Here is a 19,380-nt window from a genome sequence, read left to right on the forward strand (position 1 = left end):
GTGGACCCAATGTCCGGATAGCGCTCCCGCATTGCTGCAGACAGTCCTGCGGGTGTTTCCCGCAGGCCCACCAGGCTGTTCGTGCCCGAAAAACCCAGTTCGGCGGGTTTCGCCTCCCCACGGGGTCAAAGTCTGCCGACTCGCCCGCGGCTCTTCGTGCCCGCGCCTCTATCAAGTGGTAAAGACCCTACCACGTTGCACTTTACCAAACAAGAGTATTCGTATATAACGTTTAAAAAATGCAGGGATATGCTGGAAACATGTGTGCCACAATCCTGTATCACAATAAGTTGCAACAGATGTGCCTTACGAAGGGATTCTCTATGACCGAGCTCCAAGAACTCCGTCGCTATCGGCGCGACTTGCACAGGATTCCGGAGCTCGATTTCGATCTTCCGCAGACGATCGCTTATATCGAGGGCGTGCTGGCGCCGCTCGACTGCGAGCTGACCCATCCGTGCCCCAGCTGCGTCTGCGCTTTCTTTGACGCTGGCGTTGGTGCCACGCATGCCACGGCGATTCGCGCGGATATGGATGCGCTGCCCATTGCCGAGGCGACGGGTGCGGCCTTCGCCTCGTCTCATCCCGGTAAGATGCACGCTTGCGGGCACGACGGGCACATGGCCACGGCGCTTGCCGCCGCGACGTATGTCAACCGTACGATTCGCGAGCAGCCGGGCACCATTAAACGTAACGTGCTCTTTGTGTTCCAGCCTGCCGAGGAGACAACCGGTGGTGCCAAGAATGTGTGCGAGAGCGGCGTCTTCGAGCGCTACGGTGCTGACCGCATCTTTGGCTTTCACGTGTGGCCCGACCTTCCCGCCGGCACGCTGGCGAGCTGCCCCGGTCCGCTGCTGGCACGTTCGAGCGAGACGCATGTGCACATTCACGGGACGAGCATCCATATCGCCAAGACCTATGGGGTTCCGGTCGAGGAATCGCACGATGCGGCGCTGGCGGCTGCCAAGTTCTTGGTTGCCGAGCGCGAGCTGATGGACGAGCTAGGCGCTGATGAGCCCTGTATCGGTAAGTTCGGCCTGCTGCAGGCCGGCACCGTTTGTAACGCCGTGGCGGGGGAGGCCCATGTTGCCGGTAGCTTGCGTGTGTTTACGGACGCCATGTTCGACCGTGCGCGCGAGGGCGTACGCCGTGTGCTCGACGAGGCGTGCACCGCAACGGGCTGCACGTACGATCTCAATTTTGCCGAGGGCTATCCGCCAGTCGATAACGACCCCGAGCTGTTCGCCCATATTGCGCCCGCCTTGTCCGAGCTGCAACTCGTGGATGAACCGCTGTTAATTGCCGAGGACTTCGCCTTCTATCAGCGCCATCTGCCGGGCGTGTTCTTCTTGCTGGGCACGGGCGTGCCAGAGGGACAAGAAAACCCGATCGATGCTGATGGCTGCCCAGCCTATACGATGAGCGCTCTGCATACCGATACCATGCTCTTTGACGAGGAAATCCTACTCAAAGGCCTCAATGTCTACAAACGATTGCTTGTGATGGAGTGACGATGAGGCGACGCCGACAATCTGTCGTGTACAGTCCTGGTGGGTGCGGGTGCGGCTTGCTGCTGCTCCCGGTTATTGCTGTGGGCATTGGCGTGATGTTTGCGCTTGCCGGGCTAGCCGCAGCGGCGCTCGTGCTGCTGATTGTCGCTATTGGCGTGACGATCTGGCTGTGTCGTTCTCGCGAACAGCGCCGTGCCGAAGGCAAGAGCAATGTTGGATGGACCATCTTTTTGGTTATTGCCTACCTGCTGAGCATCAGCTATTTGGCCTTCTTTATCCTGTTGGTTGTGAGCACCTTTACCGGGGAATCCGTCACGGTGGGTTGATGCACTGCCAGCAGACGGTCGCGTAAAGTGCGTTTGCTCGGCGTTTGGATAACTGCATTGGCCGTTTACCGCAGCCTTAGCTCTCAGCTAATGAATCCAAGTTCAATCCTTTCTACGATGTGCTGTGTGCCGGCACGGTAGCCGGATAGTTGGAAGGATGCATAATGGCAAAAGAGGGAAAGAAACCGATCGGCAAGATCATTTTGGGCGTCATCGTGGTGCTCGTTGTTGTCGGGGCCGTAGGTTCTATGGGTGGCAACTCGTCTGGTTCTTCTACGGGTGATGCGGCAAAATCTGCTGAGCAGACCCAGCAGGTCGAGGAACAAAAAGAGGCACAAGAGCCCTATACGGTTTCGGATGAGGCAGGGGATACGTCTAATCAGTTCGCATATAAGATCACCGGCACGTTGACCAATAATACGGATAAAGAGCAAAGCTACATTCAGATTGAGTATGTTCTGTATGACGCGGACGGCAATCAGGTGGGAACGGCTCTTGCGAACACTAACCATCTAAAAGCGGGCGGCACCTGGAAGTTCGAAGCGTTGAGTACGGTATCTCCCGACCAGGTTGCTAGCTGGGAGCGTTCTGATGTGAGCGGCTTTTAACTAGAATTAATAACATGATTACTGTGCGAGCTGGGGAGGCGAAGCCGCGTGCCCGATAAAAAACTGACCGAGGAGCTGCTCGACGAGCTTCTCGATGCGCCAAGTATCGATGGCTACATAAGGGAACACGACTTTGCCGCCCCATCGCTTTCTGATTACCTAAAGCAGCTGCTGCAGGAAAAGGGACTGGAGCGTTCGCGCGTGGTCCGTATGGCCGACCTCAACGAGACGTTTGGCTATCAGATTTTTACCGGCACGCGGCATCCGAGTCGCAATAAAGTGCTGCAGATTGCCTTTGCCATGGCGCTGACGCTCAAAGAGGCCAACCGCGCCTTGACGGCGGCGGGCGCCAACGTCCTCAACTGCAAGGACCGCCGTGATGCGATCATCATTTTCTGCATCGATCGCGGCTGCAGCTTGCAAAAGGTAAACGAGGAGCTATACCGCTTTGGCGAGGAGACGGTGAGCTAGCGGCTGTCTGCCGGCGGAAGAGTCGGTCACGATATTTCGAACGTGCAGGGCATGGGCGTCATGGGGCGCCCGTGCCCTGCGTTATTATGGACGCTATGGATACTCAGAGCCCAACATATTCCGATGATGAGCTGACCGCCGCGCTCGCCGGCCACCTGGCGTCACTCGAGCGCGATGATAGCTATCGCGTAGACCGGGTGCTCAAGCGCTCGGATGTCGAGACGACCGAGCTCGTGTACTTTGAGGGCTCTGGCGGAGGGTCTCTCGGCCCCTTTGTTCGTAAGCGTATCGACGCATCGGCCCAGATTGGCGGGGTATATGAGCGTCTGTTTGCGGCCCAGCGCGCCGGACGACGCTATGAGCACTTGCCCCGGATTGTCGATTGCCGCCGCGTGGGCGACGAGCTTTGCGTGGTCATGGAATATATCGAAGGCGAAACGCTTGAGGCCCTGGTGGGACGTTTGGGCGCGACACCCGATTATGCGTGCGATCTGTTTGGCGCCCTTTGCGATGCAGCCGCTGAGCTCCATGCCGGCTTTGCGGCGGCCGGAGAGCGTCCGGTGCCGGTGATTCATCGTGATTTCAAACCCTCGAACATTATCGTCTCGGGTGTGCGATATACGGCCGACGCGGGTATGACCTTTTCGTCACTGGTGATTATCGATTTGGGGATTGCGCGGGTATGGCGTGACGGAGCCGATGCCGACACGGTTAAGTTTGGAACGCGACCCTATGCGCCGCCCGAGCAATATGGTTTTGGGCAGACGAGCGTGCGTAGCGATGTCTATGCGCTCGGCGCACTCCTGTTCTTTTGCTTGACGGGGATCGATCCTAAGCCGGGACGGAACATGCGCGAGCAATGCGAGGCGCGTGGCGTTCCCGCCCCGCTTGCCGATGTTGTCTGCATGGCGATGGCGCTCGATCCGGCCAAGCGCTTTGCAAGCGCGGAGGCGCTCGGGCACGCTGCGCGCGCGGCATATGAGCTGTGCCTGCCTGGGCCTGGCTCGATTGGCGAGACGGAGCCTTCAGCGACGCAGACTGCTCCGCAAACGGCGGCATCCACCGCGCGACAGTCCCAAGATGTCTCGATGGTGGCCCCTTGCCACAAGGGCCTGCTTTCGCGGATCCCGGAGCCCATCGGGCGTATATGGAACGGCTTTATCTATGCAGCAACCTTGCTGCTGCTCGTCGGAAGCCATTTTGCCGTGTTCCAGCCCACGGGAGCCAACCGTAGCTATCCAACGTGGTTTTTGGCCCTTGAGTATTTTCTTATGGTCGATGGCATGGTGGTGCTCATTGCGTTTGGCATGCTCGACCGCCGCAGGCTTCGGCGCCGCTTTCCCGTGCTCGATCGCTATCGGGGTCGCGAGTTTGTCACGCTGTGGCTCAAAGCGCTGGGGATTCTGGTCGCCATCATGATCGTGGTTGTTGCCATCGGCAATGCGACCGGCATCGTCGCCTAATGTGGTGTACTGCTTAAAGAAAAAAGGGCCCCGATGGGGGCCCTTCGACGTTGAGTTTAGATGCGGTTCATCTGGCTGGCGACCTTGTTGTACCAGTCCTGCCAGGTGGGCGGGCAGTACTTTTTGGCGGCTTCCGGGGTAAGCGTGGAGCCGTAATTGCGACCAAGATAGGCAACGTGGGCTGAGATGCCCTCGCTCCAGCTGCCGAAGCTGCGCCAACCGCCGCCAACGGCGCTCCAGCCCCAGGCGTTGTAAGAATTGGCGCAATAGAGGCCCTTGCTGCTCTCGATGCAGGCGATGGCGGGGGACCAGCGAGGGTCAACACCGGTGTTCCAGGCGGCCACGGCAAAGTTGTAGCCCTGGCCTGCCAGGGGGGAGCCGGCGAGGTAGTTGTCGATACGGCTGGTCCACTCGTTGATAAACGAGTCGTAATCGGAGTTGCCGGTATTGGGGTTGTTCACCGTGGTATCGATGGTGGTGTTGGAGTTATTTGCCTGGCTGTTGGAGTTGTTGCCGCTCACGCCAGTGCCCGCGAGCTTCTCGGCGGCAGCAGCCTTGTCGGCCTCGAGCTTGGCCAGCTCGGCGGCGTTCTCCTGCTCGGCCTTTGCCTGGGCTTCGCTGCGAAGCTGCTGGGCCTGCGCCAGTGCATCCTCGGCGGTTTTCTGCTCGGCCTCGAGCTGGGACTTGGCCTGCTCGAGCTCAGTCTTGTTCTGCTCGAGCTCGGTCTGCATCTTGTTGAGCTCATCGATCTCATCGACGCTCGAGCTCGTGATCTGGTTGGTGTATTTGCAGGTCGTGATGAACTCACCCAGGCTCTGCGCATTGACCAGGAAGCTCACGATGGGGTTGGTGCCCTTCTGGTATTTATACAGATCGCGCATGGCGGAGCTCGCCTTGGCCTGCTGATCGGGAAGCTCGGCTTCGATTTGCTCGATGCTGGCCTCGTTGGTGTCGATTTGCTTCTGAAGGTCCTCGAGCTTGGTGCGGGCCTCGTTGTAGGCGCCCGTGGCGGCTTCGATCTTCTGCTGGGCGGCGGAAAGCTGATCCTGCGTTGCCTGCGAGGCGGCATATGCCGCGACGGGGGAGAGCATCGGCGAGGCCGTCAGTGCAACGGCGAGCGCGGCGCTCGTGATGATACGAGCCGGCTTCGACGCGATGAGCGCTGCGGTGCGATGATTCGAATGCTGCATCCAGTCCCTCTGCAATCAATCGTAGGTTATGGTTCGAAAGGTATTCTACTACTGCTTTCGACCTCAACTTGAACCTTAAAGGTTCTAAAGGGTCAAGTTGAACTTGAGGCTTTGGCTTTGACCTGCAGTTATATCGAATTGTTGAGAAACCATAGAGTTCAACTTTAACGTTACGAGGACCTGTTTGTGGGCGAGTTTTGGGCTGTGAAAGCTCTCTTAACGTGGGGTTTTGCAACTACAGGGCCCTATCGCGGTGAGCGTGGCTTTCATACTAGATAATTGCGTTGATTGCCATAGATACGGTGGAGCTTTAGGAGGAGACGGCCCGGCACGTTAGAATAAACAGGTTGCATAAAGACCGCTCAGCGTATGGGCAGTTGATGATAGGAAGTATCCATGGCATTGCAGTTTACAGAGCGTGAGTTTATCCCCGTGCTGCTCGGTGGCGACATCAACGCCTATTCGGTGGCGCGCGCCTTCTACGAGGAGTACCAGGTCAAGAGTCTGGTCTTTGGCAAGTATCAGACGGGTCCCGCGTACCGCAGTCAGATTATCGACTACACGCCCAACGTGGATATCGATACCATGCCCGTGATGCTCGGGACCGTCAACGGCATTGCCCAAGCGCATGCCGATAAGACGATTGTCCTTGTGGGCTGTGGAGATAACTATGTTGCCCTCGTGGCTCAGGCCAAGGATGCCCATGAGTTGGCGGATAACATCGTCGCGCCTTACGCTCCCTATAGCATGCTTGAGCTGTGTCAGAAGAAGGAGATCTTCTACGAGCTGTGCGAGAAGCATGGCGTGCCCTATCCGCATACCTTTACCTTCACCATGGCGATGCTGAATGCCCAAGGCGAGGCACCTGCCGAAGTGCTCGACCAGATCGATTTTCCTTACCCGATGATCCTGAAGCCTTCCGACGGCATCATGTGGTGGCAGCACGAGTTCGAGGGCCAGAAAAAGGCCTATGAGATTGCCGACCGTGCTGAGCTGGAACAGGTCATTCGCGACTCGTATGCCAGCGGCTACACCGACGACCTGATCTTGCAGGATCGCGTGCCCGGCAACGACGAGTACATGCGCGTGCTCACCAGCTATTCCGACCGCAACGGCAAGGTCCGCATGATGTGCCTGGGCCACGTGCTGCTCGAGGAGCATCAGCCCCATGGCGTCGGTAATCACGCCTGCATCATCACCGAGTCCAATGACGAGCTTATGGGTGGCGTGCGCAAGTTGCTCGAGGACCTTCACTTTGTGGGCTATTCCAACTTTGACGTTAAGTACGACGAGCGCGACGGCTCGTTTAAGTTCTTCGATTTCAACACGCGCCAGGGTCGCAGCAACTACTACGTCACCAACAGCGGCTTTAACGTTGCCAAGTATGTGGTGGACGAGTATGTGTTCAACCGCCCGTTTGAGCCGGAGTTTGTGACGGCGCAGGACGAGGCCCTGTGGATGGTCGTTCCCATGGGCGTCGTCGACAAGTACGTCAAGGATCCCGAGTTGCGCGCGAAGGTGCATCGCCTGGACAAGGAAGGCAAGGGCGCCGACCCTTCGTTTATGAAGGGCGACTTTGTCTTTAACCGCTGGCTGCGCATGTGGCACACCAAGCTGCGCCACTTTAAGCTGTTCAAGACGTATTACAAGTAGATGAGTGCGGCGCCCGTCCGGTTTACATCGGGCGGGCGCGGGTATGATACGCGCAATTGCGCAAGCGTCACCAAGGAGGCGGCGATGGAAAAGCTGGGAGTTATCGGCGGCATGGGCGCCGAGGCCACGTCGTATTACTACGACCAGGTGGTGCGTCATACGGCTGCTGCCTGCGATCAAGAACATATCGACATGGTGGTGCTCTCCAAGTCGACCATGCCCGACCGCACGCTGGCCATTAAGACCGGCGAGCATGCCAAGCTGCTGGCGACCATGAAAGAGTGTGCCCAGGCACTCGAGTCGCTGGGCTGTGCGCACATTGCCATTCCCTGCAACACGTCACACTACTTCTACGACCAGATCCAGTCGTTTACCAGGGTGCCGATCATTCACATGCCGCGCGAGTCGGTTCGCTATGCCCTTGCGGGTGCGGTGATGGGGGAGTGCGAGTTCGACCCCAACTTGAGCATGCCGGCCGAGCCGGTTCGCAAGATTGGCATTATGGGAACCGACGGCACCGTGGGTGCCGGCGTCTACGGGCGCGAGTGCGAGGCGGCAGGTGTCGAGGTTGTCTATCCCAGCGAGAAACGTCAGAACGATGTGATGTCGCTTATCTACGATGATGTGAAGGCCGGACGTGAGCCCGATATGGATAAGTTCGATCGCGTGATGTGGGAGTTCGCCCGCAGTGGCTGCGACCGTGTCATTTTGGCTTGCACGGAGCTCTCGGTGCTGCAAAAGTATCGCGAGATGCCCGAGATCACCCTCGACGCCATGGATGTCCTGGTGCGCGAATCCATCATCCGCAGCGGCGCACTCTATCGCCTGTAGCTTCCGACCTGCCAAAAAGGGACAGGTTTATTTTGGTAGGTTTTATCTGTTGAAACAGTAAAGGCCTCGGCTCGTTTGGTGCGAGCCGAGGCCTTTTGCGTTGGGCGGTTGCTGTCAGTGGTGAACTAGAACAGGAAGCCGATGGCGATGAGGGCGATGCTGGCGATGAGCACGGCGATGTCCAGGCCCTTGATGGGGTAGCGCTTGTACGAGCTGGCGCGCGTACGCAGATAGAAGCCGCGCTGTTCTGCCGCCAAGGCCGTGGCATCGGTTTTGCCCACGCTCGAGATGAGCAGTGGCACGCACAGTGGCAGCATGAGCTTAAGCTTCTTGATGGGGTTCTTGGTGTCGTACTCGACGCCGCGTGCGGTCTGCGCCTCCATGATGGCGTTCATCTCCTGACCAAACACCGGCACAAAGCGCAGCGCCGTGGTAAAGGTGAAGGCATAGCGATACGGCACGTGCAGCACCTCGACGCAGGCGTTGGCAAGGTCGTTGAGCTTGGTCACCATGAGCATGAGGATGAGTGGTAACGCCACGCCCAGCAGGCGCAGACAGGCCTTCGATCCTGTGATGAGGCCCGTGTCGGTGATAAGGCCCCACACCACGTTGCCATCGCGCATAAAGGCCAGCTGGAGCACCAGCATGATAAGCGCGAGCGGAATCAGCAACTTGAGTAGCGAGAACAGACGGTTGACGACGCCGGCATAGGCACCCAGAGCAAGGGTGAGTGCCAAAAAGCCCAGCAGCGCCACATAGGTGTCGGATAAGAAGATGCCGACGATGATGGCGGCGGCGAGGCCCAGCTTGACAACGGGGTTCAGGCGATGCAGCAGCGTATCGCCCGGCATGTAGTCGATGACGTTAACCACGGTGGACCATCTCCTTGGTAATTCGAACGACATCGGTGACCTCGCTCACCTGCGCAAAAGCGGGCGAGACGGAAGATGCCAGACGGCGCGAGAGTTCAATAACCTGGGGAGGCTCCACGTAGGCACGCCGCATGAGATCGATGTTCGAGAATAGCTCGTGCGTGCGGCCGCGGTCGAGGATGCGGCCGTTTGCCATCACCACGATGCGCTCGGCAAAATCCGAAACGACTTCCATATCGTGGCAGACCATGATAACGGCGCAACCGCGCTCGGCCATGGTGCGCACCGTTTCCATGACGGTCATGCACTCGCGGTAATCAAGGCCGCTCGTGGGCTCGTCGAGCACGACGATCTTAGGCTCAACAACTACGACGGAGGCGAGTGCCACCATCTGGCGCTGACCGCGCGAAAGCGAGAAAGGTGCCTCATCGGCAGGCAGGCCAAAGCGGTCGATGACGAGTTGAGCACGACGCAGAGCCTCGGCGCGGTCCATGCCGCCAAGCTCCAAGCCAAAGGCGACCTCGTCGAGCACAGTGTCCTTGCAGATCTGACGGTCAGGGTTTTGGAAGAGGGTTGCAACTTCGCGGGCGATACGGCTCGTGGGAACGGCTGCGGTATCCAGTCCCGTGACGCGCACGCTGCCCGAGGCGGGCTTAAGCAGGCCTGTGAGCAGCTTGGTGAGCGTGGTCTTGCCGGCACCGTTCTGGCCGACGATGCCCACGAGCTCGCCGGGATAGAGGGTCAGGTTGAGGTCGTGGACGGCGGCGCCGCCATTGGGATAGGCAAACTCAACATGATCGAAGGTGAGCACGGGTTCGGCGTCCTTGGCGTGCGGGCGCAACGACGGTGCGTGCGGTGAGCCGGCGGGTGCCTGAATGTCGCTGCTTGCGTGTGCGGGGTCGACGATGCCCGAAATCAGGCGCTCGGCCTCATCGACATCCAAGCAAGGGGTACCGCTTACCAGGCCATCGGCCTGGAGGCTATTGAAGATACGCGTGACGCGAGGGCAGTCGACGCCGATGGCACGGAGCTCGTCGGTATGCGCGAAGACCTCGTGTGGCTCGCCCTGCAGCGCGATTTCGCCATGGTTGAGCACGAGCACGCGGTTGCAGTACTCCGAGAGCAGGGCGACCTTTTGCTCAACGACGACGATGGTGATTCCAAGTGCGCGGTTTGCCTCACGTAGCGTCTCGAAGACCAGCGTGGAGCTGGCGGGGTCGAGTGCCGCGGTGGGCTCGTCGAGAACCAAGACGCGCGGACGCATGGCGAGGATGGCGGCGATGGCTACCTTTTGCTTCTGTCCGCCCGAGAGGGTGGCGATCTCGCGGTCGCGCAGGTCGCTGATGCCGACGGTCTCGAGCGTTTCGCTCACGCGCTGCTCGATCTGGTCGTGGGGAACGCCAAAGTTCTCGAGTCCAAAGAGCATCTCGTCCTCGACGACCGAAGCGACCATCTGCGTGTCGATATCCTGCAGCACACTGCCGGCGATTTGCGACACGTCGGTGAGCGAGACTTCGCAGGTGTCGTGTCCGTCAACCATGACGGACCCAAAGAACGTGCCGGTGTAGTGGTGGGGCACGGCGCCCGACAGGCAGGCGGAAAGCGTGGACTTGCCGGCGCCCGAGGGCCCGATGATGCCGATGAAATCTCCCTTGTTCACGCTGAGCGAGATGTGGCTAAGCGCCTGCTCGGTCTGCGTGCCATAGGAGAACGAGACATCGTCGACGTTGATGATCGTTTCCATGGATACCTTTCATAGTCATTGGGGACGTTCTTACATGACTAGTCGTTTAAGAACGTCCCCAAGAGCTAGTTGTTTGGGACAGTCTTTGTTGGTGGAGTGCGGAGACGGCTTTACGAGGGGCCCCAGGTTGGCGCGAAAGAGGTGCGAAGCGTACTTGGGTACGCGAGCGACAAATGAACGCCAAGATGGGGTGGCTCGTAAAGCCGAGCGGGTTAATGGAGCCTAAGGGCCTTCTGGATGGGCAAGTAGAGGGCACCGACCAGAATGGCGTTAAAGACGGCGGTCATGGCGACGACGGGCAGCATAGCGGCGGCGAGCTCGCCCACCACGCCGAGCATGGCCATCTTGATGACCATGAAGATGACGCCCGAGACAAAGGTGGTCACGAACGTTGCGACGATGGCGACGGCAGACTTGACCTGTCCGTCCTTGGCGGCAGCGTTGACGATGACGGCCATGAGCATGGCGGCGATGCCCTCGGCGGCAAAATCGACGAACGGCGAGGTGGTGGTGATCTGGATCACGGCAGCCGAGATGAGGCCAATGACGAGCGCCTGGCCGATGTTGGGGCGAACGACCAGGATGGTGAGGCAGAAGGCCGAGATGATGAACTCGGGGCTGATCATGCCGCCCGAGATGCCCGAGATTGCCTTGCCGACGGTGAAGTTGAGGATGAAGCCGGCGGCGAGCAGGATGGCGAGCAGGACGAGGGCGCGGACATCGAGCTTGCCGCGGTCGGCGGTCTGGGCGGTGCGGGGCTGGGCGGCGGTGGTGTTCTGAGACATGGTGAAAATCCTTTCGGAATGGGAGTGCAAGAGAAAAGCGGAGGCGCGTGATGCGAATGCGATCGGGCTCGAGATAGAAAAAGGCCCCCGGTCGAAACCGGAGGCCTTCCAATCACCTAGAGCGCAAAAACAGGCGTGAGGGGCTCACTGTCGACCGATCGTATTCGCATCACGCCACCACCAGTTGTTGAGAGAGTTCATCGTGTTCTTCATGTTGGTGGCTCCTTTCGTGATGCCGTGGCGCGGTCGCACCTAGTTGCTGTTGCGCTGCACTATAGCACAGCGAAGTGTGTGCGGGGAAATCTTTTTTGAAAAGATTTCAGGCGGGTTTCCCGCCGGTCAAAAGAGCGGGCTGAGCGAACGAGGCTGCCATCGCTGCCTTGCCCGCTCAGCTAGGACATGAGGGCCTTAGGCCTTCTTGCGACGATAGATCACGTAGGCGCAGACACCGATGATGACGACGGCGCCAACGGCCATGGCAGCCATGTTGTTGCCCTCGGACTTCTCCTCGGTGGCCTCTTCCTCTTTGACCTCGGGCTCGGCTACATCCTCATCGGAGAGGGCCTCGTCGGCGTAGGTGATGGACTCGACCAGGCAGTCGTTGTCGGCATCGTAGTCACTCGGGACGAACTCCTCGGAGAAATCCTCCTCCTTGAGGTAGTCACGCATCTCCTCGAGCATAGCCTTGCACTTGAGGTAGGTGTTCTTGGTGGCAGCCTTGCCGGCCTTGTTGGCCAGGGCGGTGCGGGCCTCGGTGTCCTCGGTGGCCTGCATGGCATCGTCGACGGTCAGGTTCTGCTCGATGAGTTCCTTCTGCAGGGCGTCGAGATAGGCGCGGACGCCGGTGGCGCAGTGGTCGCGGTTCTCATAGGCGAGTGTGTTGATGTCCATGAGGACGTAGTTGATGGAGTTCTTGGGCTCCTCGTTGTTCACGACGTCTTCCTCTTCGCAGTGATCAAAGGAGACATCCTGATCGCTGAAGTAGGGGCTGACCTCGGTGAGCAGTGCGGAGTAGAAGGGGATGGCGACGGAGAATTCGGCGTTGGAGAGCATCTCCCACTGAATGGTCGCGATCTCGGGGTCCATGCCCTGACGGATCTGGAAGGTGTGGATCTCGGTGTTGCGGTTGGAACCAATGGCATAGGCGCCGTCGGTGTTGGCGTTGAGGCCGGCGACATTCTCGCCACGAGTAGCAAAGCTGCGGATCATCTCAAAGGTGTTCCAGTCGGACTTGCCGGGCTGGAAGAACAGCGGCTGCATCTCGTGGACCAGGGCGCCGGTCGTGGCGCGAGCATCTTCGCGCTCGTCCTTAACGATCTCGTAGTCGGTGCCCTCGGCAAGCGGAGCCATGAAGTAATCGCGGCCCTGGATATAGCGCGACCAAGAATGCATGGCCTGCTCGCTAATTTCCTCACCGTAGGTCTGGGCAACGTCGAACTGGCCGTCATCGAAGTACTTGGCAAAGCCCTTTTCTTCGGGCATGGTCTGAATGTCCTTGGAGTGGAGGCAGTTCTCGGTGTCGTCGAGGTTAACCTTGTAGTTAAGGTTGCCGATGTTGGGGTTGACCGAGGCGATGTCGTCGGTGAGCTTCATGGCAATCCACTGATGGCCAGAAAGTCCGGCGAACAGCCAGGTCTCGTTGTTGTCGGCGATGATGATCTGGTCGTTGGTGCAGATGCCCTGCTCGTCGACCAGACTTCCGAGGAGCTCGACGCCCTCGCGGGCCGTGGCGCTCTCGCCCAGGATGACGCTGGCGTAGTTGTATTCACCGATGCCGGTCTCCTCGGTGAGGGGGTCGGCCTCCTCGGCCTTCTCGTTGTAGGAGGTGCTCAGCGTGGCAGAGCAGGAGACGCCCTTCTCGTTGATGCCAGCCTCGGAATAAGCGTCATAGCGATCTTCCCACTGAGAGGGGTTGTCGCGAACGAAGGTGTAGCGATACGTGGGGCCCGTGGACTTGTACTCAAAGCCGGATTCGAGCGAGGTGTACTTGCTACCGTCCTTGTGCGCAGGCTCAATGCCAAAGTGCTTGATATAGCGTGTGCTAAAGTCCTCTGCGCGGCCGTAGTACGTGTTGCCGTCCGCCGTGAGTTTGCTGCCCATGTAGATCTGGGTGCAAGCGAGTGCCGAGGTCGGCATGGCCATAATGGCCGCAGCTCCGAATGCAAGGCCGCAGCCAAGCTTCTTGAGCGTGTTGACGGGATGAGTAAACCTCATGATCCCTCCCAACCGTTGAAACCCCGCGGAACCGTGCAGGATTTCAGCTAATAAATACATCTATTAGCCTATCGGAAGTCTAAAAAGTATTCACTAGATTTGGTGAAATACTCGATGAGCGTCATAAAATATGCGATGAGCGGATAAGAATACTCATTTTGTAGCTTTAGTTAAATAAAGGCACCCTGCATTTACTGCAGTGGAATAAAGCGCCAGACAATACTCAAAAGAAAACTCTCCCGCTGTTTAGAATTTGCATAAACAGCGGGAGAGTCGATAACTGGATGAATATCATACTAATGTGGTTTTACTTCTTCCGACGGTGGATCACGTTAATCGCATAGCCGACGAGCATGGCCAGAACAATGACGATAAAGCCGAGCAGGGGATTGTCGTTCATGGGGTCCTCCTATTTTCCGAGCGGGGAGAATTCGTCGACGATGAGGTCGAGGCATTGCGGAAGCGCGCGGGCACCAAAGACGCCCGAGTTGCTGGAGATGATCTCGCCATCGAACTGCATGCCCAGCGACGGCGTGCAGGTGATCTTGGCTTCTTTGGTCTGGATGATCTTGAACTGCGGACGGCCAAGCACCTTGCCGGCGGGGTCGAGCGCGGCGGTGATTACCGTGGGAAGCAGCTGTACCGTGCGTACGGGCTCGATGACCGCGATGTCGACCATGCCGTCGTTCATGCGGCAGTTGGGGAACAGGTTGATGTCGTTTTGGATGACAGACGTGTTGCCTGCCATGCAGCAGATGCCGTCGAGCTCCTCGACAATGCCGTCATGCTCAATGGTAAAGTGCGCCACCGTGGGGTTGGGTGTGGCGAGCGCCGACAGGAAGTAGGCGATCTCGCCGATGTCGTTTTTAGTGGGGGCGGCCTTCATCATAATCTCAGCGTCAAAGCCCGAGCCGGCGATGATGATAAAGCCATGGCGCTTTTCGTTGCCGTTCTCGTCGAGCCAAAAGAGCTCGCCCATGTCGACTTTGACCGTGCGGCCGGCGCGGCATGCCTTGGCGAGCGCCGCTGCCTCGGGGGCATTGCCGATGTTGTTAAAGAATAGGCAGGCCGTGCCGGAGGGGAAAACGAGCGTGGGAACGCCGCAGCCGCGCATCTGGTCGAGCACGTTGGAGACGGTGCCGTCGCCGCCCGAGACGACCACGCGGTCGAACTCGCGAACGTCTGCCACGGCGTCCTCGGGCTCCAAGCCATCGCCGATAAAGCGCATCACGACCTCGTCGCCGCCCTGTGCAAGGGCGTGCGTGAATGCGTAGATTTCATCTGAGCTGGGGCCCGATGCCGGGTTGTGGATGATAAGGCAGCGCATACTTACGTTCCCGTTCTGTGACTAACCGAGTATAGTTGTAGGGCAATGCCGATATCCTACCCGTGTTTTTCGGGCCTAACCTTATTCGATGGGTTGATATGTACATTTCCACACATCAGGCTCTGCTCGACTTTTGCCAGCGCGCCCGCAAGTTCGACGCGATCGCCGTCGACACCGAGTTTTTGCGCGAGCGCACGTTTCATCCGCGCCTGTGCCTGGTCCAGATTGCCACCCCTGCCGAGAGCGTCGCGGTCGATCCTCTGGTGATCGACGATCTATCGCCGCTGGCAGAGCTTATGGCCGACGAGAGCGTGACCAAGGTGTTTCACGCCTGCTCGCAGGATATGGAGGTTATGCTCCATACCGTGGGCGTGCTGCCGCGTCCCATTTTTGACACGCAGGTGGCCGCCGCCTTTTTGGGCGAGCGCCAGCAGATTTCCTACGGCGCGCTCGTGCAGACGTTTTGCGGTGTCTCATTGCCCAAGACCGAGTCACTGACCGATTGGTCGCGCCGCCCGCTGACCGACAAACAGATCGAGTACGCGATCGATGACGTCAAGTATCTGATCGTCGCCTTTACCGAGATGATGAGTCGCCTGCGCGAGCTGGGCCGGGTGGACTGGGTGCTCGACGAGTTGCGTCCGCTGGCCGACGAGTCGCATTATCGCGCCGATCGTCACGAGGCATTCCGCAAGGTCAAGCGCATCAACTCCTGCAGCCGCCATCAGCTGGGCATTGCGCGCGAGCTTGCCGCTTGGCGCGAGGATCGCGCCGAGCGCCGCAACATCCCGCGCAAATGGGTCATGTCCGACGACACGTTGCTGGCCCTGGTTAAACGCAATCCCGTGCGCGTTGAGGAGTTCCGCAGCATCCGCGGCACCGACCAGCTGGGGGAGCGCGATGTGGACGGCGCGCTCATGGCCATCAAGCGCGGCGCGAGCTGCCCGCACGATCGCCTGCCGCTCATGGTGCGCGGGCATCGCCAGATTTCGCCGGAGTTGGAGAGCGTGACCGACCTTATGTATGCGCTTATTCGCTTGGTCTCCGAGCGCTCGGGCGTGGCGACCTCGGTCATTGCCTCGCGCGATGACCTTGCCGACTACATCGAGCATCCCGAGCAGAGCCCCCTGCGCGAAGGTTGGCGTTTTGAGCTCGTGGGCTCGCGCCTGGACGATCTACTCTCGGGCAACATGGGACTCACCGTGAAGGACGGCAAAATCGAGCTCCTGTAGGGAAGCCTAGCCGCTTGAGTGGGTAGAATGCCTCCAACGTGTAACTCGATTCGGAGGAATTCGCATGCCTTATTACTATGGATACGGCTTTGGCATCGACCCGCTGTACCTGCTGGTTGTTCTTGTCTGCACAGTGCTTGGCCTTGCCGCGCAGAGCTATATCAACTCGACGTACAAGACGTGGTCTAAGGTGCGCTCGGATGGCGATACGGGCGCCACGGTCGCTCGTCGCATGCTCGATGCCAACGGTTGTAGCGCCGTGGGCATAAAGGGCGTTGCCGGCGAGCTTACCGATCATTACAACCCGCAGGATAACAACCTGTATCTCTCGGATGCCAACCGTTCGGGCGGGTCGGTCGCAAGCGTTGCCGTCGCCTGCCACGAGGCGGGCCATGCCGCCCAGCGTCAAAGTGGTTATGCCATGATGAAGGTACGCACCGCTTTGGTCCCCGTCGTCAACTTTACCCAGAACACCTGGACGATCGTGCTGCTCATGGGCCTGTTCATGAACATCGCGGGGCTCACGACCCTCGCGCTGGTCTTCTTCTCGTTTAGCGTGCTGTTCCAGCTGGTTACGCTGCCGGTCGAGATCGATGCCAGTCGCCGTGCCGTGACGTATATCGAGCAGTCGGGCATGAGTTCCAAGCAGGTCAACGGTGCCAAGAAGGTGCTGACGGCAGCCGCGCTCACCTACGTGGCGGCGGCGCTCACCTCGATTATTCAGCTGCTCTACCTTATGGCTCGCTACAACAGAAACTCCAACCGATAACAAATTGGGTCGCTGGGCGCCGTGGGGATTTGTGTCCCCGCGGCGCTGTACTATGTGTTGGATTTGAATTTGCGCAGGGCCGAAGCCTTTGTGCACGATAACGGAAGGAGGCTGCGTGGCAGGCTGGAATCTAACCGGCAATGCCGTTTCCGCCGAGTTCGACGGTTCGGACGATCAGGAGCGCAAGGAGCTCAGCGTGAGCCAGGCGGTGGAGATCGCCGCCGGCGCGCTCGATGCCATTCCGCAGCTGAGCGTTTTAGGCGAGGTCACGGGTTTCCGTGGTCCCAACGCCCGAAGCAGCCACTGCTACTTTCAGATCAAGGACGACTCGGCGGCCGTCGACTGTATCATCTGGAAGGGCGCCTACCTTAAGCGCACTTTCGACTTGCGCGACGGCATGCAGGTAAGCTTTAAGGGCAGCTTCAATCTCTACAAGCCTACGGGTCGCATGAGCTTCGTCGCCCGCTCGTTCTCGCTGGCGGGGGAGGGTCTGCTGCGTCAACAAGTGGCGCAGCTGGCCGAAAAGCTACGCCGCGAGGGTATGATGGACGAGACGCGCAAGCGTCGCATCCCGGTGTTTTGCTCGCGCGTGGCGGTCGTCACCTCGCTTTCGGGCGCCGTAATCGATGACGTCAAGCGTACGCTGCGCCGTCGCAACCCGCTTGTCGAGCTTGTCTGCGTGGGCGCAAAGGTCCAGGGCGAGGGTGCGCCGGCAGAGCTCATTGAGGGCCTGCGCCGCGCCGCTGCCATTACGCCGGCGCCCGATTGCATCTTGCTGGTGCGTGGCGGCGGTTCCTTCGAGGACCTCATGACCTTTAACGATGAGGAGCTCGCCCGCGCGGTGGCGGCTTGCCCCGTGCCCGTGGTGACTGGTATTGGGCATGAGCCCGATACCTCGATCTGCGACATGGTGAGTGACCGTCGCGCCTCCACACCCACGGCGGCGGCCGAATCGGTGGCGCCGGCTATGACGGAGTTGGCTGATGTGCTCGAGGCGCGCCATCAGCGTCTGGGCGCCGCGATGGCTTCGATGATCGGGTCGGATCAGGTCGATCTGGAAATGCTCGACCAACGCGGCCGTCGTGCCTGGGACACCTATACGGCTCGTCTGGGCGACGCGCTCGATGCAGCCGCGTGCCGCCCGTGCCTCAACGACCCAACGTTTATGGTTGAGCGTCGCGAGTCTGAGCTTGCCCTGACGGCCGATCGTCTGTCTGGCGCCATAACGCGTTCGGTCGGGTCCTTTCGTTCCAACTTCGAGCGTCTGCCCGAGCGCTTGATCGCAAGCACCTCAGGGCTTGATGGCAAGCGCCATGCTCTCATGCTCGCAAGCTCCCGTCTAGAGCATCAGGGGCGCACGATGCTCAGCAAGCCCGCGTCCGACTTGGGCCGAGCGGCCGCGTCGCTCGATGCCCTGTCGCCGCTCAAGGTGCTTGCCCGCGGCTATTCCATCGCCTACAGCGAAGACGGTGTGGCTACGAGCGCCAAGACCTTTAAGCCCGGCGACGCCATCCGCGTACGCATGGCAGACGGCAACGTGGCGGCAACGGTCGATGCGGTCGAGTAGGCGCGTTTCATAGTGATAAACCTTTAGGAAAGGAAACAGATATGGCAGAGAAGACCCCGGTGGAGCAGCTTACGTACAAGCAGGCTTCGCAAGAGCTGGAGCTCATCATCCGCAGCCTTGAGTCGGGCGATATGGAGCTCGAGGAGTCGCTCGAGAGCTACACCCGCGGCGTCGAGCTCCTCAAGAGCCTGCGCACGCGCCTGTCCGATGCCGAGCAGAAGGTCTCGGTGCTCCTTAAGGACGTTGACGGCAACGATGTGCTCGCCGACGGCGAGGCAGCAAGCACCGACGACAACCTCTCATTTTAGCCAACTTACAGCCTGCTTTGGGGTAGTCTTTTTGGGACGGGGCTTTTTTGACTACCCTTGCGCGACGGCTCGCCGAGCGCTTGCGTTTGCGAAAAAGTAGTCAAAAAAGCCCCGTCCCAAAAAGACTACTTTGGTCTGTGAGAAAGGAACCAACCATGTGTGATTGCATTTTCTGCAAAATTGCCAACCACGAGATCCCCTCGACCGTTGTCTATGAGGACGACCAGGTCATCGCTTTTGACGATCTCAACCCCCAGGCGCCGGTCCATACGCTCGTGATCCCCAAAAAGCACTACAGCGATATCGCCGACAACGTGCCCGCCGAGACCATGGGCGCCATGGCTCACGCCATCCAGGAGGTCGCCAAGGCCAAGGGTCTGGAGGACGGTTTCCGCGTCATTTCCAACAAGGGTGTCAACGCCGGCCAGACCGTCATGCACTTCCACATGCACGTCCTCGGCGGCAAAAACCTGGGCGAGAACCTCATCTGAGGGCGCGTAGCCCGTCGA

18 protein-coding genes and 1 riboswitch are annotated in these 19,380 nt (G+C 59.5%); of the genes, 12 read left to right on the plus strand and 6 right to left on the minus strand.

Annotation, left to right across the window (positions count from 1 at the left end; genetic code table 11):
* Positions 1–10: 10 nt before the first annotated feature.
* Positions 11–179, minus strand: a riboswitch (Lysine riboswitch).
* A gap of 144 nt (positions 180–323) precedes the next feature.
* The 5 genes from DW123_RS04030 (at position 324) to DW123_RS04050 (ending at position 4,379) form a co-directional block, all read left to right on the plus strand.
* Entirely contained in the window at positions 324–1,511 is a 1,188-nt protein-coding gene (locus tag DW123_RS04030) for an N-acetyldiaminopimelate deacetylase (RefSeq protein WP_233540163.1), read from the plus strand.
* A gap of 2 nt (positions 1,512–1,513) precedes the next feature.
* A complete protein-coding gene (locus DW123_RS04035; protein WP_147351606.1) occupies positions 1,514–1,837 on the plus strand; it encodes a hypothetical protein in 324 nt (107 codons plus the stop codon).
* 164 nt (positions 1,838–2,001) lie between these two features.
* Complete coding sequence (locus tag DW123_RS04040) at positions 2,002–2,445, plus strand: FxLYD domain-containing protein (protein WP_117735262.1); 444 nt, start codon at positions 2,002–2,004, stop codon at positions 2,443–2,445.
* 48 nt (positions 2,446–2,493) lie between these two features.
* Entirely contained in the window at positions 2,494–2,916 is a 423-nt protein-coding gene (locus DW123_RS04045; protein WP_117735261.1) for an XRE family transcriptional regulator, read from the plus strand.
* A gap of 71 nt (positions 2,917–2,987) precedes the next feature.
* Positions 2,988–4,379 carry a protein kinase gene (locus tag DW123_RS04050; protein ID WP_118273488.1) on the plus strand — a complete coding sequence of 464 codons (1,392 nt, stop codon included), beginning with the start codon at positions 2,988–2,990 and terminating at the stop codon, positions 4,377–4,379.
* A 56-nt stretch (positions 4,380–4,435) separates the two neighbouring features.
* On the opposite strand, the gene DW123_RS04055 is transcribed toward DW123_RS04050, so the two are convergent.
* Positions 4,436–5,569, minus strand: a complete 1,134-nt coding sequence (locus DW123_RS04055; protein WP_118099004.1) for a glucosaminidase domain-containing protein — start codon at positions 5,567–5,569, stop codon at positions 4,436–4,438.
* A 396-nt stretch (positions 5,570–5,965) separates the two neighbouring features.
* Here DW123_RS04055 and DW123_RS04060 point away from each other — a divergent pair, with 396 nt between their 5' ends.
* Positions 5,966–7,222, plus strand: a complete 1,257-nt coding sequence (locus DW123_RS04060; protein WP_118273489.1) for an ATP-grasp domain-containing protein — start codon at positions 5,966–5,968, stop codon at positions 7,220–7,222.
* A gap of 84 nt (positions 7,223–7,306) precedes the next feature.
* Complete coding sequence (locus tag DW123_RS04065; protein ID WP_233502225.1) at positions 7,307–8,053, plus strand: aspartate/glutamate racemase family protein; 747 nt, start codon at positions 7,307–7,309, stop codon at positions 8,051–8,053.
* A gap of 125 nt (positions 8,054–8,178) precedes the next feature.
* On the opposite strand, the gene DW123_RS04070 is transcribed toward DW123_RS04065, so the two are convergent.
* From DW123_RS04070 to DW123_RS04090, 5 genes are all read right to left on the minus strand, one after another.
* Positions 8,179–8,925, minus strand: a complete 747-nt coding sequence (locus DW123_RS04070; RefSeq protein ID WP_117763752.1) for an energy-coupling factor transporter transmembrane protein EcfT — start codon at positions 8,923–8,925, stop codon at positions 8,179–8,181.
* On the minus strand, positions 8,918–10,669 hold the full coding sequence (locus DW123_RS04075) for an ABC transporter ATP-binding protein (RefSeq protein ID WP_118273490.1): 1,752 nt from the start codon (positions 10,667–10,669) through the stop codon (positions 8,918–8,920). The genes DW123_RS04070 and DW123_RS04075 overlap by 8 nt, the downstream gene beginning before the upstream one ends.
* 212 nt (positions 10,670–10,881) lie before the next feature.
* Positions 10,882–11,454, minus strand: coding sequence for a hypothetical protein (locus DW123_RS04080; protein WP_117794508.1), 573 nt, complete (start codon positions 11,452–11,454; stop codon positions 10,882–10,884).
* Between the two features lie 408 nt (positions 11,455–11,862).
* Positions 11,863–13,668 (minus strand): C69 family dipeptidase, encoded by a 1,806-nt coding sequence (locus tag DW123_RS04085; protein WP_158570738.1) that lies wholly within the window; start codon positions 13,666–13,668, stop codon positions 11,863–11,865.
* Positions 13,669–14,077: 409 nt separating this feature from the next.
* Positions 14,078–14,995, minus strand: a complete 918-nt coding sequence (locus DW123_RS04090; protein WP_118273492.1) for a diacylglycerol kinase family protein — start codon at positions 14,993–14,995, stop codon at positions 14,078–14,080.
* A 98-nt stretch (positions 14,996–15,093) separates the two neighbouring features.
* On the opposite strand from DW123_RS04090, the gene rnd reads away from it, so the two are divergent.
* The 5 genes from rnd (at position 15,094) to DW123_RS04115 (ending at position 19,362) form a co-directional block, all read left to right on the plus strand.
* Complete coding sequence (gene rnd / locus DW123_RS04095) at positions 15,094–16,227, plus strand: ribonuclease D (protein ID WP_117799049.1); 1,134 nt, start codon at positions 15,094–15,096, stop codon at positions 16,225–16,227.
* 64 nt (positions 16,228–16,291) lie between these two features.
* Positions 16,292–16,996 (plus strand): zinc metallopeptidase, encoded by a 705-nt coding sequence (locus tag DW123_RS04100; RefSeq protein ID WP_117763748.1) that lies wholly within the window; start codon positions 16,292–16,294, stop codon positions 16,994–16,996.
* A gap of 115 nt (positions 16,997–17,111) precedes the next feature.
* Positions 17,112–18,563: an exodeoxyribonuclease VII large subunit gene (gene xseA, locus DW123_RS04105; RefSeq protein WP_369831508.1), complete on the plus strand. Its 1,452-nt coding sequence runs from the start codon at positions 17,112–17,114 to the stop codon at positions 18,561–18,563.
* A gap of 41 nt (positions 18,564–18,604) precedes the next feature.
* Positions 18,605–18,871 carry an exodeoxyribonuclease VII small subunit gene (xseB, locus tag DW123_RS04110; RefSeq protein WP_099431507.1) on the plus strand — a complete coding sequence of 89 codons (267 nt, stop codon included), beginning with the start codon at positions 18,605–18,607 and terminating at the stop codon, positions 18,869–18,871.
* Between the two features lie 155 nt (positions 18,872–19,026).
* Entirely contained in the window at positions 19,027–19,362 is a 336-nt protein-coding gene (locus tag DW123_RS04115; RefSeq protein WP_035137921.1) for a histidine triad nucleotide-binding protein, read from the plus strand.
* Positions 19,363–19,380 lie beyond the last annotated feature (18 nt).

This window comes from Collinsella sp. AM10-26, from assembly GCF_003472525.1.
Classification (GTDB): Bacteria; Actinomycetota; Coriobacteriia; order Coriobacteriales; family Coriobacteriaceae; genus Collinsella.